A 13,791-nucleotide genomic window follows, 5' to 3' on the forward strand; every position below is an offset into this window, starting at 1 on the left:
TTATTTAAATAACAATTGTTGATAGCGATTGCCACGGCAGTAACGTCCGACAGGATTTGCTTTTGCGCGATTGCGACGAATATCTTTTGGATTAATCGTTAAAGCTCTATAAATTTCAACACGATCACCTGCTTGTAGCAAATGCGATTGCGCTTTTATTTTCACTCCGAAAATACCGAAACTAAAATTTTCAGGTAATTCTACTTGTTGCGCCAATCCACTTTGCGCAATTGCATCGGCAATCGTCATGCCTTGAGAAAATTGTAACTCAATGTGAAATTGTTGCTTTTCGGCAGCATATGCCACCCAAATCTTTGCCACGAGATTCACCTTGACCCTTAAATTAACTGTCCAATATAGGATACCAATGCCAACACAATACTCAAAGGTAAAACAATTCGTACCGCAATACGCCAAATATTATAAAACGCTTCTGAACTAAAATTGATTGCTTTACGTAGATGGCTGATTTTCATGATCCAACCCACAAAGATTGAATAAATCAAGCAAATGACCAAGCCCCAAATCATCAGCAATGGATTAAACAGCACTGCAATGTTTGGAATTGCCCAAATGAATAATGCCACTAACAACACTACAAATTGAATAAGTATTCCGACTTGGCGTTGAGCTAACTGTTCTTTGCCCAGTTGTAATAATAGCGCGGCTGAAATGACTGCAGTAAATAATAAAGTATAGGCAGGGATTTGTGCTGAAGCTGCAAAAAAACCAAAGGCAATCACAGCAACCAATTGCGCAATCCAAATAGGTAAAGCTGTTTTAGATGCCTCATTATTCTGTTGGACATTCAACAAGCTGGTTTGCCAATACAAGCCTAAACCGAGACCTGTAGCCACAAGGGCTAAAATTGTTGCATTGCCCCATTCCTTAAACTCTACAGGAGTAACATGCCAAGCGGGTAAGTGTGTACCGAAAACTTGTGCAAGGATTAAAGAAAGCAGCACGCCTATCGTGATCAAACCCACTAAAATTTGACGAGGCGCAAAAGACAAAGCAAAAGCCACTACAGCGGCACCTGCAAATAACAGATGACTTTCTATCGGTAAATTCGCAACCTGCACAGCACTTTGACTGATATTCGATAAAATCCCACCCGCTAAGAATGGAATAAAAATAACAGCCAGCCAACCCACAATACGCCACGATTGAGATGCGTCAGCATCACGAGTTAAGCTAGACAAGGCATTGAGTGCAGTTGTTTTAGAACGCTTTGCTAAAGCAACTTCTAAATAAGTAATCGGCAATGCCAACACCAGCATTGACACTAACCACAATATCCAAAAATCAATTTGTCGATCAGTTTGAATATCCAGACTTGGAGCTAAACCTGCGATAATCATAAATGATAAACAAAATGCCATGAGCGGCGATAACCATCGTGACATAGAATAATCCTGCATGAGGTGTTTCGTAAAAAGTTCTGCTATTTTGCCTTTGTCGATGCTGAAAATCAAAGCTTAAAAGAAAAAAGCAAATCACCCCTCGATGATTTGCTGCGCTAGATATTGTTATAATCTTTGTTATTTCTTTTTATCCCCTCTGAATTTTTTTAGTTAGAGAGCTGGTGATTCCCATAATTTCACAATCATAAAATGCCTGTAAATTATGAAAAAAATCTTGCAAACCAATTTTTGCCTTTTTTCTTTTCGTTTTCTTTAATGATTCCCATCATATTTAATTTTACAGCCCCCACATAATCTGCATCATCATGTTGAATATGATTAATTAACCATTTAGACAACACTTCATGCAATTCTTTTTCTATAGAATGCCCTTCTTCAAAACTGGTACGATAACTTTCAATACGTTTAATAAATAAGTCATGTACACGTTTATGAGGAACACGGTACTTATAACCCGCTTCTTCTTGTAAGCTTTCTTCAAAGGTAAAATGAGATTGTGTATAGTCAATAATATTATCAAGAATTTGCTTAATACGAACACGATCGGTTGCCATACCGATTTCATCAATTTCATTGATGTAATCCAAAATCCTTTTATGTTGATCGTCGATCACATCGATACCCGTATTATATTCTGGAATCCATCTCATCTTCATACGATCACCTTAAAATAATGTCTTGACCTTCAGCAACCATATTAACGGCTATCTCTCTAAATAAAAATGAACTGTATTAGTCGGGATTCATTAAAAAAACTATTAAATAAATTAAGTTATTGTTTATACTTAGATAATATTTTAATCCGTACTAAAAGAGTAAGATATTTTTTAACCAATTATTAAGTTTAAATAATTTTATTGATTGTCTATATTTATTATTTAGCATAAATAAATGATTATTAATGTGTAATCGAAAAATTTAAAACAACCACATCAAATAATATTTCAATTACTATTTTCAACACGATTTCTCGTGATAAAAGCGAACTAAGATCATTTTTGCAAAATAAGAAAAAATATTCTTTTGTGATTTTGTTATATTTTTAAATAATTTCTTTATTCAAGTGAAAAGTATTTTATACCTACTATTTTCATTCCACTTATTTCATGATTCACTTAAAAAAGAGTTAAAATATAGATTTTATCATGACAATTTTATGTCAAATTTAAATAATTAGAACAAGATTATTACTTAAAGTTTATCAAGAGAATATGACTAAACATTATTATTTTGATCGTCTTCTGTTTGTTGTAGTAGCATCAAAATACTCCGTTAAGTATCAAAGATGACCATCCTATACAATTTAATATGAGACTTTGATCATTCAAAATAATGCGATTTACAATAAATAATTCGAAGTAATTTTTACAGGATTTAGTGAAAAAAACCCTGTAACCGAATGATAAGGAAATTGCTATCGATCTAAGATAATTCTTGCATCTATAGCTAGTACAAAAGCACCTATAAAAACCTGAATGGGCTAGTTAAATTGAATTATTTTTTATTTTTACAATGATTTATACTTAAAAAAACATGGAGTTAGCGAATAACGCCTCCCCCCAATCATCATATGAATTCATTCAGATCAAACTAATATTGATCTGCCTTGGTGACTCTAACCAAACTTGGATCAGCAGCCTCACGAGCAAGTCTTTCAACATGTGTTGTTGCTGTTTTTATCACTTGACCATCTTTAAATAAAATCATCTCACCAGGTTGGTATGCGGTCCAAACTTCATTTTGAGTTAATGGCTCTGTGGTAATCACGGCAACACGATCTTCTTTTGTCGTAAATTGACTAAAATCAATATCGACATCAATATCGACCAAGCGTGCATATGTAAATGGATACTCGCGTACAATCCAATGCAGCTTCGTTGTCGCATAACTAAACAATGCTTGTCCATTGGAGAGGCAAAAATTAAAAGTGCCATATTCTGCAATTTTAGGTGAAATTTCTTCAAGCAAGGCAAATACATCATTTAAACTCGGTTCAAAATAACCAAATCTTAAAACCAGTTGTTCAAGCAAATAACAAAATGCCAGCTCACTGTCGGTACTGCCTACAGGGGTAAAACGCCCTGACAAATGTGGATGAAAGTTATGTAAATCACCATTGTGCGCAAAAATCCACTGTCTACCCCATAACTCACGAATAAAGGGGTGGGAGTTTTCTAAGGTGATTTTACCTTGAGTTGCTTTGCGAATATGCGCAATGACATTCCGTGATTTGATTGGATAGTTACGTACCAGTTCAGCAATCGGTGACAAGACTGCAGATTGATTGTCGACAAATAAACGACATGCTTTATCTTCAAAAAAGGCAATGCCAAACCCATCAGAATGATCAGAGGTTATTCCTGCACGTTGAGAAAACCCACGAAACGAAAAAGTAATATCAGTGGGAGCAGCGCAGTTCATTCCAAGCAATTGGCACATAGTGTATTCATACAACATTTTATTTATAAGAATATTGTGCATGACTACGCAGCTGCTTGCAAATCTCAATAACTGAAAATAACTGCAAACAGATGCATATTATACCCATGACTTAACACAGATCAGTAAAATGATTGGGGTACTTTTAGGATATCAAACTCTAAGTCCCCTTATTTTTCGGACACTCAGCGATTAACCATTTTGTTTAAAACAAAGTTTTTGGCAATTTCATTGACATCTAAAAAGACAAAATAATCTAAACAATTAAATGCTTCATCGTGATATGCCTGTTTCGATAAACGCGCATTCATTTTCAAATAGACATCAAACAACTTTGGAATTCGTTCATCTTGTGGAAAGCTATACTCTGGATGACTCGGTTCAAAAGCGGGATTTGCCTTTATATCAATCGACTGTTTAGCATTCATTTTCTTCAAATGCTGATGCGTATAGTAAGCACGTGCCTTATTGTCTTCTAAACGGATACTGACACAACCCATTAAGTGTTTTGCCTTCATTTTCCAAAGCACTGTCGGAACTAAGTTTAACCACAACATCGACAATGCACGTCCATTACGATAACGCGGATGTACACACGTACGGCCTATTTCCACAATATTGGATAGATGTGAAAGTTGAGAAACATCAAATTCTTGTGCGCTATAACTACGTGCAAGTTCATGCCCCTGAATCAACTTCAGACGTGTGTAGGCAACAATCTCATTGCTCCATTTATCACGTAATACCGCATGCTCACAATCAAGGTCATATAAATCTTGATCTAATCCATTTTCAAATGTAATGCCAAACTGATCTGCGAATTGTACTGCACGAAATTTTTGTACTTCTTTGAGTTGTTTCAGGTCTTCAACCCATTCAAATTTATATTGTGATTGTGCTTTTTTAGGTTTTGGTAACGGTAAATTTAAGTTCTGGAAGTTCTGGCGATACTGATTTAATTTTGCGAACATATTTTCGACTCCTTGAGCTTTTACTTACACTATGCAATCCTGATGACACTTATATGACGAAAAAATGAACGTTTAAAAACACGCTATGAATGGTGAATTTGAAATAAAATCGGCAAAATAAAAAAGCCAATGTTTTCACACTGGCATTTTAAAAAAATAATCTATAGATTAAAAATTATTTCTGAGGCTTGGCACGGTTGGTAATTAAGGTTCCTACACCATGATCGGTAAAGATTTCTAAGAGTGTTGCATGAGGTACCCGCCCATCTACAATGTGCGCACTCACAACCCCACCTTTAACCGCATCTAAGGCACAACCCACTTTAGGAATCATGCCCCCGTAAATCACCCCAGTTTCAATGAGACGATCGACTTCTTGAGTACTAAGACCAGTCAGGAGGTTTTTATTTTCATCTAAAACACCTGATATATTGGTCAATAGAATCAATTTTTCCGCGCCCAAAGCTTCTGCCACTTTACCTGCGACTAAGTCTGCATTGATATTATAAGTTTGACCGTCTTCATCTACACCTAAAGGCGCAATCACTGGAATAAAATCACTTTGGGTAAACATTTCTAAAACGTCAGTTTTAACCCCAGTCACTTCCCCAACTAGACCTAAGTCAATTTGCGTGACTGTACCATCAGCAAGTGTCTTTTCCATCAAGAGCTTTTGAGCACGCAATAAATTACCGTCTTTCCCCGTTAAACCAATGGCACGTCCACCATGCTGATTAATCAGATTAACGATAGATTTATTAACGCTGCCGCCTAAAACCATCTCAACCACTTCCATGGTTGCAGGATCCGTTACCCGCATTCCATCAATACGATCAGACTCACGGCCCAACTGTTTAAGCAATGAATCTACTTGTGGACCACCACCATGTACGACAATCGGATTTAAACCTACAGTTTTGAGTAAAACGATATCGCGAGCAAATGAGCTTTCCAACTCTGGATCAGTCATTGCATTGCCACCATATTTTACAACGAGTGTTTTACCTGAAAATCGTTGAATATATGGCAAAGCCTCTGTCAATATTTGCGCTTTGTCGATGCCAGTATGCTGATGTGGCATTCGCCTCTCCTTAGTGAGCTGTAGGAATTAGACTGATGAATATGGATGATGCAAGAAATCAGTGTGCCTGTAGAATATCTTGGGCGATCATAGGATAACGATCACTGAGCATAGACGCAAATGTCTGACGAATTTCATTTAAACAATTTGGACAATCTGCATCAAAACGTACGGTAAAATATTCACCTGTATTTGATGCCCGAATAATGCCAAAACCATGCTCAAAATCAAGGCGAACACCATCAATTTTACTCAGCTCGGCACCAAATTGTTGACTGAGCTGTTCGATCTCATTCAAAACAATTTTCGGATCAGTACGATGGGTACTGATATAAGTATCTTCAGTATAAAAACGGTCAGGATAACAGGCTAAGATTTCAGACAATGTTGCTTGAGGAAAACAACATAAGTATTCCATCACACGTAAAGCCGCATATAGACCATCGTCATAACCAAGTCCACGCCCATCATTAAATACATAATGACCTGCGTACTCACCACCAAAGACAGCTCGGCCTTTTGATTGCGACATGTATTTGCGTAAAAAACTACTACCAGTCCGAATCATCTTGGCTTGACCACCCAAACGTTCAACCACTTGACGCACCATAGATGAACATTTCACATCAAATACAATTTCATGCTGTGGGTGATCTTTTAAACACATTTGGGCAAACAATGCTAAAAGCCGATCCGCTGAAATAATATGGGCATTTTCATCCAATAAAACCACACGATCGCCATCACCATCTAAAGCAATACCAATGTCTGCCTGATGATTAAGTACATTTTGTCGTAATAATTCTAAGTGTGTGGCTTGTGAAGGATCTGGCGCATGGTCAGGGAAGTTTCCATCAGCATTACAGCGTAATGCAATCACCTCACAACCCAATTTTTTTAAAACAAGATTGGCACAATAGCCTGCTGAACCATTTAAGCCATCAATCACGACTTTGAGTGGTCGGGTTAACTGAATATCTTTTAATAACGCAGACTGATAGGACAGACAAAATTCAGATTTAATTTGATGAGTCGCGCTTGGAATCACAGATTCGGCATCAATCCATGACAACTGTTCACTTTGCAGATAATTTTTTGCTTGAATGCCTATGTTTTGAATCATTTCAGGAGACGGTGGCTCAAACTGCATAATCCATTTAATACCATTGTCGGTTTTTGGATTATGACTGGCTGTGACCATGATGCCATTGCCCTGCGTATTTCTTGCGGCAAAGTACAATTGTGGTGTAGCACAACAACCTATTTCAGTGACTTCAATGTCTTTATTTTGAAATACCTGTTTGATAATTTGAGCATACGCAGGACTGCTTAATCGAGCATCGTATCCCAAGGTAATTTTTGATTGACCCTTTTCAATCAGTTGATCAACTAAAGCATATGCGATTGCCTGAATCAATTCAGGTGGCATCATTTCAACTTTTCCACGAATATCATAAGCGCGGAAAATCTGAAAAGGAAAATCGTTCATCTTTTTCATAAGCAAAACTTCTATTTGCTTAACCCTTTATTTCGTCAGCTTTATCGCTCTAATGATAAGCAAGCAATTCATTTATATGAGAATATTTATATCGGGTCAAATGCAATATACTAAAAAACTCTTGATAATATATTCAATTTTATATACAGCGTTATACATACTTTTTGTTACAATTCAATATAACATTAAAAAAGCCTGATAAATCAGGCTTTAAAAATGATGAGAAAAACTTAGTTCTTCCCAGTGTGACCAAAACCACCAGCACCACGTTCAGTCGCTTCAAATTCACTTACAATATCAAATTGCGCTTGAACGACAGGCACTAAAACATACTGTGCTAAACGCTCACCTGGTTCTAAAGTAAAAGTGGTTTGACCACGATTCCAAACAGAAACCATCAATTCGCCTTGATAATCTGAATCAATTAAGCCAACCAAGTTGCCCAATACGATCCCATGCTTATGGCCCAAGCCCGAACGTGGTAAAACTAGACCAGCAAAATTAGTATCTTCAATATAAATGGCCATACCTGTTTTAACCAACACAGTTTGACCAGGTTCAATTTGAATCGCTTCTTCTACACATGCACGTAAGTCCAAACCCGCTGAACCTGTTGTTGCATATGTTGGCATTGGCCATTCTTGACCTAAACGTTGATCAAGTACTTTTACTTGAACTTTCATATTGAAATCCTTGATTAAATAAAGCTGTTAAAGGTTCTTCTATGTCTTTCGATCTGTTTAAAAGCAAATCGAAAGAAAAATAAAAGAACTGATTTAAAAAATTAACGTTTTAATAACGCTTTTAAGTTTTGTAAATATTGCTGTGCCTGTTGTTTAGGATCAACATTTTCAGCTAATTTTTTCTTACGCCCTAACCAATCCAACTCATCTTGTGGTAATTCATCCAAGAAGCGGCTTGGGGTCATTTGTTTCATTTGCCCACCATTTTTACGTTGCTCAGCCAAAGTTAAGGTTAAGCCTTGTTGTGCACGGGTAATACCCACATACATTAAACGGCGTTCTTCCTCGATCGTTTCAGCGGCAATGGAGTTCTTATGTGGCAGAAGTTCTTCTTCTAAGCCCATAATATAAACAAATGGAAATTCCAGACCTTTAGATGCATGTAATGTCAGCAGGTTGACCTTATCGGTGTCTTCATCTTCCTGTTGTTGCTCAAGCATATCCAGCAACACCATTTTACGAATCACACTTTCAATGTTCTTTTCATCTACATCTTCAGCACGATTGATTAAGCTTTGAATACTGGTATAGAGCATCTCCACATTATCAATCTTGGTTTTTTCTTGTGCAGGCGTTGCCGCAGTTTCACGTAAATAATCGATATAGCCTGCATCATTCATCATTTGACGAATTTTAGGAACAGGTTCATCGTCATCTAACAATTCACGAGTGAAATCATTGATAAAGCCAGCAAACTCAGCCAGTTGTGTAGTAGCCTTTTTCGGCATTACCATAGTTAAGCGTTGATCACTTGCCGCAGCCAACAGTGATAAATGATTTTCTTGGGCAAAAAGACCTAACTTTTCAAGTGTTACAGGGCCAATTGCACGTTTAGGCGTATTGATAATACGAAGAAAAGCACTGTCATCTTCAGGGTTGATGATGATACGTAAGTAGCTCATCACATCTTTAATTTCTGCACGACCAAAGAAAGATTGACCACCAGAGAGCTTGTATGGAATCTGCATTTGACGTAGCTGAGTTTCCAATACACGTGCTTGGAAATTTCCGCGATACAACACCGCATAATCTTTCCAGTTTTTGCCATTCATCAATTTATGCGTAAGTAGATCTTTTACTACACGTTCAGATTCATCATCATCATTACGACACGTAATGATTCGAATGACCTCACCATGACCTTTATCACTCCACAACTTTTTATCGAAGATATGTGGGTTATTTTCAATGACATGGTTCGCGGCTTTTAAAATACGACTGGTAGAGCGGTAGTTTTGCTCCAGCTTGATCACTTTTAAATTACGAAAATCTTCTTTGAGCAATGCCATATTTTCAGGCTTTGCACCACGCCATGCATAAATGGATTGGTCATCATCACCTACAGCGGTGAACTGCCCCATCACACCGACCAATAATTTTACCAAAATATATTGCGCGGTATTGGTATCTTGATACTCATCCACAAGTAGATAGCGAACCCGGTTTTGCCAACGATCACGAACTTCTGCATTGTCTTGTAAGAGACGTGTTGGCATTACGATCAGATCATCAAAATCTACAGCATTATAAGCCCGTAAATTTCGCTCATATAATTGATACAAGTGGGCAAACTGCACATCTTCTGGTGTTTCACAAGTCGTATGTGCTTGCTCAGGCACAATCAAATCATTTTTCCAATCTGAAATCTTTTTCATGGCTTTAGCAATCAATTCTTTGCTTTCAGCACCCGATAAATTATCACGATGCATCAAGTCCATAAGAATACGCTTACAGTCATCGGCATCAAGGATTGAGAAATTATTTTTAAGTGGAGTATTTTTCAGCTCAATTCTTAATAAATTTAAACCAAAGGTGTGGAAGGTTGAAACTGAAAGCCCTTTCCCTTCTTCTTTACCCAACAACTTACCCACACGTTCTTTCATTTCACGTGCAGCTTTATTGGTAAAAGTCATTGCGGTAATTCGATGCGCAGGAATCCCACACTGCTGGACCAAATACGCAATTTTTCTTGTAATTACTGAGGTTTTACCTGAACCCGCCCCTGCAAGTACTAACAAGGGTCCTTGAGTATATTTCATGGCTTCAAGTTGCTTGTCATTCAGTTGACTTGCTTTCGACATTGTTCATCCTCTAAAAACTTCGAGCTCGATTATAGTCATCTAAAGTAGAGTTGCAAAATGCTTAATTTGAATTTTTCCAATATAAAAACCAGATAAAAATAATTTCAGTTAAATTCTGCTTTAGTTTCAAACCTTATTATTTCAATACTCTATTTTGTTATGAGTTGTTGTTATTCAGTTGGCTGGTGATCAAGTGGCGAAAGCATAACCAAAAGCCATCATAACAGCTAGCAAATAGCAGCAAGAAGAGAGACCGTTATAGCATCAACGCTGGTTTTAATGATAAAAAATCTGAACCACAACCTTAAACAGATTGATGCGGTTTAAATAAAAATTTGGAGCATAAAAAAAGGAATCATAGCGAACCATGACTCCTTTTCAATGCTTTCAACTCAATGCCTTCAACTAAGAAATGCGTTACTGTTGTTACGATTTCTTAGTTTGTCGGATATTAGTTTGCTGCATAAATGCTGATTTCAACACGACGGTTCTGTTCACGACCCGCAGCAGTTGAGTTATCTGCGATTGGGTTTTGTGAGCCATAACCTTGAGTATCAATACGGCTCGCTACACCTTTACCTTTAAGGTAGTTTGCAACTGAATACGCACGGTTTTGAGACAATGGAATATTGATTGAATCATTACCCGTATTATCTGTATAACCCGTAACAAGAATTACACTCTTGTTATCTTCCATTAAAGTTTGAGCAACTTTATTTAAAGTACCGTAGAAGTTCGGCTTAATTGTTGATTTGTTGGTATCAAATGTGATGCTACCAGGCATAATTAAAGCAACAGAACCATCTGGATTACGGTTAACTTCTACACCAGTACCCTGCATTTGTTGGCGTAATTTCTTTTCTTTATTGTCTAAATAAAGACCAGTACCCGCTCCTAAAAGCGCACCAATTGCTGCTGCACGATTGTTTTGTGCAGATGAGTTTGCATTACCACGAGACAAACCATAGCCCGCTGCTGCACCGATCAAACCACCAATAGCAGATTTGTCGTACTCCATACCACCGATGTTATTACCAGTTGTTTGACAGCCAGAAAGTACTAAAGCCCCTGCTGTAAGTGTTGTAATTAATAGTGCACGCATTGCATGCCTCCAAGTTGTGTTTTTTGTTAGCTTAATTTTGGTATAAAAAACAAAGCACCACTATAGGCGTTTTGTTAACAATCACGTATTTTTTTACATTTTGTAATATTTACAATGAAATTTACAAAAGTGATCATCATAATTTATACATAGTCATTAAATGTGTCTTTTTAAATTGCATTGTAACGACTATATTTAGAGTCTGTGGACAATTCGTCTATGTTTACAACGATGTATATTTTGAGCGAATACGAGGCAGCAAATCCGAAATCTAGTTATGCTAAATCAAGACTAACATGATTTTCCAAGGCCGCAACGTGATAGTAAAAAATATCCTAGTCGCTTGAACTGGCACTCACAATAAATCATTAGGACTGTTCTATGTCATCTCAACAGCAGAAGCAACCTATTTTAAAAAAAATTACGAAAGGTTTAACCGTTGGCTCAGTGATTACTGGTAGTACTTTTTTTCACGGCCCGCCTGTTTTAGCTTTAGGCTTGACCAAATTATTTAAAAAGTCAAAAAAGGTGGATGAAACCAATATCAACATCACCAATAGTTGGTTAAGCGTCAATAATTGGTTGATTGATCATGTTCTTCCAGAAACACAATGGGACATTACCGTTGATGAAAACTTGGATTTAAATATGCAAGGTCGTTATTTAATGACCTGTAATCATCAAAGTTGGGTCGATACCACCGTAAACCAATATTTTGGTCTAACACGCATGCCACTCACCCGCTTTTTCACCAAATGGGAACTGATCTTTATACCGTTTGTCGGGCAAGCCTTTAAAATTCTGGGCTTTCCAATGATGAAACGCCATACAAAAGAGCAGATTGCAAAAAATCCTGAACTCAAAACACGTGATATGGAAGAAGCACGTAAAGCCTGTGAACAGTTATTAAGCCAGCCTTTTACGCTACTCAACTATCTTGAAGGAACACGCTTTACCCCAGAAAAACATGCTCAACAACAATCACCTTTTACCAATTTACTTAAACCTAAGGCTGGTGGACTCGCACTCGCTTTAAGTATCTTAGGTGATAAGATTGATGCACTGGTGGATATGACCATTGTGTATCCAGATGGTGCACCCGGTTATGGCGAGTTCTGGTTAGGCGAAGTCCCTCGAATTGCAGTCAATATGCGTAAAATTGAGATTCCTGAATGGGTATTGGGTGGCAATTATGAAGATGATGCAGAATATCGCGAACGCTTTCAAAACTGGGTTGATGATTTATGGACTGAAAAAGATCAACTGATTAGCACCATAAAACAAAAATATAACCACTAACGTTCAATTGAAGAAAAAACCACAGAATAGGATGGATATGACAGAGCAAGTTCCACCACTCGAAAACAGTACAGAAACGAAAAACGATATGTCACGAGGATGGTGGATCGCTTTTGGTTATGACATCTTTATGATGTTTATCATCGTCTTCAACCTATTCTGTTTATGTGCCAATGCTTTTTTAATGAGTAATTTTGGTGACTGGCTTTTCAATGAAATTCATTTACCGCAAGTTTTACAGTATTACAAAACAGATCTGCATCCATGGGTGATTAAAACGGAAAGCTGGTTTATTACCTTTTTGATTGTTGAATTAGGCATTCGCTGGCTGATCGCAATTATCAACAAACACCATGCGCGTTGGTTCTTCTTTCCATTTATTCATTGGTATGAGATTTTAGCGATTATTCCTTATTTACGTTTTTTACGTTTAATTCGCGTCGGTATTATTGCTTATCATTTTCATGAGTTAGGTTATAAGGTTATTCCCGATAACATTCTAAAACGTGTGCTGTTTTATTATCGAGTGCTGATGGAAGAATTATCTGATCGTGTTGTGATTACAGTCATTGATGGAATTAAACAAGAATTAGACACCAGCTCAAGTCATAAAAAAATCATTCATGATTTAATTGATCATCATAGAGATCGTTTTGCACAAACTTTAGCTGAAGTATTACAAGAGTCTTTGGCCACTGAACTAAAAGCACAAAGTCATGTGATTACCCATAATGTCGGACAGATTGTACGTCAAGCGATTGAGGACACCCCGCAATTGACCCAGTTATTGCGCATGATCCCAATTGCAGGCAGTATGATTGAAAATCAGATTCAAAATATTGGGCAACAGTTAGGTGAGAACATTACCCAAGGATTGGTTGAACCTTTTACAGAAGGCAATCTACACAATCCAAACGCGACCTATCAACTGATCTCAACCAAATTAAGCCAGTTAAATATTGAAAATCAGAAGCTTGAAGAACTGGTTGAATCTGTGGTCTATGAAAGTTTAGAATCGTTAAGGAAACAAGTGAAAGTAAAACAATGGCAGCTTGAATTAGAAAAAAATGATCAAGTAAAAGATTAAGTGATTCAAAGAATAAGCAATTCATTGAAAATATTTGTATCTTTGCTAGAGAAATCATTCAATATG

At 37.1% G+C, this 13,791-nt stretch carries 12 protein-coding genes; 2 read left to right on the forward strand and 10 right to left on the reverse strand.

Features of this window, described 5'->3' with window-relative positions:
- From F981_RS14420 to F981_RS14465, 10 genes are all read right to left on the reverse strand, one after another.
- Positions 1 to 330 carry an RnfH family protein gene (locus tag F981_RS14420; protein ID WP_035371671.1) on the reverse strand — a complete coding sequence of 110 codons (330 nt, stop codon included), beginning with the start codon at positions 328 to 330 and terminating at the stop codon, positions 1 to 3.
- An 8-nt stretch (positions 331 to 338) separates the two neighbouring features.
- Positions 339 to 1,421, reverse strand: coding sequence for a membrane protein (locus F981_RS14425; protein ID WP_035371674.1), 1,083 nt, complete (start codon positions 1,419 to 1,421; stop codon positions 339 to 341).
- A gap of 203 nt (positions 1,422 to 1,624) precedes the next feature.
- The gene (locus F981_RS14430) at positions 1,625 to 2,080 is read right to left on the reverse strand and encodes a bacteriohemerythrin (protein ID WP_004722743.1); all 456 of its coding nucleotides are present in this window, start codon (positions 2,078 to 2,080) and stop codon (positions 1,625 to 1,627) included.
- Between the two features lie 934 nt (positions 2,081 to 3,014).
- A complete protein-coding gene (locus tag F981_RS14435) occupies positions 3,015 to 3,863 on the reverse strand; it encodes a class II glutamine amidotransferase (RefSeq protein ID WP_016539214.1) in 849 nt (282 codons plus the stop codon).
- A gap of 185 nt (positions 3,864 to 4,048) precedes the next feature.
- Complete coding sequence (locus tag F981_RS14440; RefSeq protein ID WP_004722745.1) at positions 4,049 to 4,834, reverse strand: GNAT family N-acetyltransferase; 786 nt, start codon at positions 4,832 to 4,834, stop codon at positions 4,049 to 4,051.
- A 175-nt stretch (positions 4,835 to 5,009) separates the two neighbouring features.
- Positions 5,010 to 5,915, reverse strand: coding sequence for an acetylglutamate kinase (gene argB, locus F981_RS14445; RefSeq protein WP_004722746.1), 906 nt, complete (start codon positions 5,913 to 5,915; stop codon positions 5,010 to 5,012).
- Between the two features lie 58 nt (positions 5,916 to 5,973).
- Positions 5,974 to 7,413, reverse strand: coding sequence for a phosphomannomutase/phosphoglucomutase (locus F981_RS14450; RefSeq protein WP_004722747.1), 1,440 nt, complete (start codon positions 7,411 to 7,413; stop codon positions 5,974 to 5,976).
- Positions 7,414 to 7,643: 230 nt separating this feature from the next.
- Complete coding sequence (dut, locus tag F981_RS14455) at positions 7,644 to 8,096, reverse strand: dUTP diphosphatase (protein WP_004722748.1); 453 nt, start codon at positions 8,094 to 8,096, stop codon at positions 7,644 to 7,646.
- A 101-nt stretch (positions 8,097 to 8,197) separates the two neighbouring features.
- Entirely contained in the window at positions 8,198 to 10,237 is a 2,040-nt protein-coding gene (locus F981_RS14460) for a UvrD-helicase domain-containing protein (protein WP_004722749.1), read from the reverse strand.
- Between the two features lie 451 nt (positions 10,238 to 10,688).
- A complete protein-coding gene (locus tag F981_RS14465) occupies positions 10,689 to 11,339 on the reverse strand; it encodes a YiaD family glycine zipper/OmpA-like lipoprotein (protein ID WP_004722751.1) in 651 nt (216 codons plus the stop codon).
- Positions 11,340 to 11,720: 381 nt separating this feature from the next.
- Here F981_RS14465 and F981_RS14470 point away from each other — a divergent pair, with 381 nt between their 5' ends.
- Complete coding sequence (locus F981_RS14470) at positions 11,721 to 12,638, forward strand: acyltransferase (protein ID WP_004722754.1); 918 nt, start codon at positions 11,721 to 11,723, stop codon at positions 12,636 to 12,638.
- A 37-nt stretch (positions 12,639 to 12,675) separates the two neighbouring features.
- The gene (locus F981_RS14475; protein ID WP_004722756.1) at positions 12,676 to 13,725 is read left to right on the forward strand and encodes a hypothetical protein; all 1,050 of its coding nucleotides are present in this window, start codon (positions 12,676 to 12,678) and stop codon (positions 13,723 to 13,725) included.
- The last annotated feature ends 66 nt before the right edge of the window (positions 13,726 to 13,791 follow it).

The sequence above is a fragment of the Acinetobacter guillouiae CIP 63.46 genome, assembly GCF_000368145.1.
Classification (GTDB): domain Bacteria; phylum Pseudomonadota; class Gammaproteobacteria; order Pseudomonadales; family Moraxellaceae; genus Acinetobacter; species Acinetobacter guillouiae.

Excerpts from the sequence above, each read along its gene's own strand:
- F981_RS14425 (WP_035371674.1), bottom strand. The coding sequence starts at position 1,421 with ATGCAGGATTATTCTATGTCACGATGGTTATCGCCGCTCATGGCATTT.
- F981_RS14430 (WP_004722743.1), bottom strand. The coding sequence starts at position 2,080 with ATGAAGATGAGATGGATTCCAGAATATAATACGGGTATCGATGTGATC.
- F981_RS14435 (WP_016539214.1), bottom strand. The coding sequence starts at position 3,863 with ATGTGCCAATTGCTTGGAATGAACTGCGCTGCTCCCACTGATATTACT.
- F981_RS14440 (WP_004722745.1), bottom strand. The coding sequence starts at position 4,834 with ATGTTCGCAAAATTAAATCAGTATCGCCAGAACTTCCAGAACTTAAAT.
- argB (WP_004722746.1), bottom strand. The coding sequence starts at position 5,915 with ATGCCACATCAGCATACTGGCATCGACAAAGCGCAAATATTGACAGAG.
- F981_RS14450 (WP_004722747.1), bottom strand. The coding sequence starts at position 7,413 with ATGAAAAAGATGAACGATTTTCCTTTTCAGATTTTCCGCGCTTATGAT.
- dut (WP_004722748.1), bottom strand. The coding sequence starts at position 8,096 with ATGAAAGTTCAAGTAAAAGTACTTGATCAACGTTTAGGTCAAGAATGG.
- F981_RS14460 (WP_004722749.1), bottom strand. The coding sequence starts at position 10,237 with ATGTCGAAAGCAAGTCAACTGAATGACAAGCAACTTGAAGCCATGAAA.
- F981_RS14465 (WP_004722751.1), bottom strand. The coding sequence starts at position 11,339 with ATGCGTGCACTATTAATTACAACACTTACAGCAGGGGCTTTAGTACTT.
- F981_RS14470 (WP_004722754.1), top strand. The coding sequence starts at position 11,721 with ATGTCATCTCAACAGCAGAAGCAACCTATTTTAAAAAAAATTACGAAA.
- F981_RS14475 (WP_004722756.1), top strand. The coding sequence starts at position 12,676 with ATGACAGAGCAAGTTCCACCACTCGAAAACAGTACAGAAACGAAAAAC.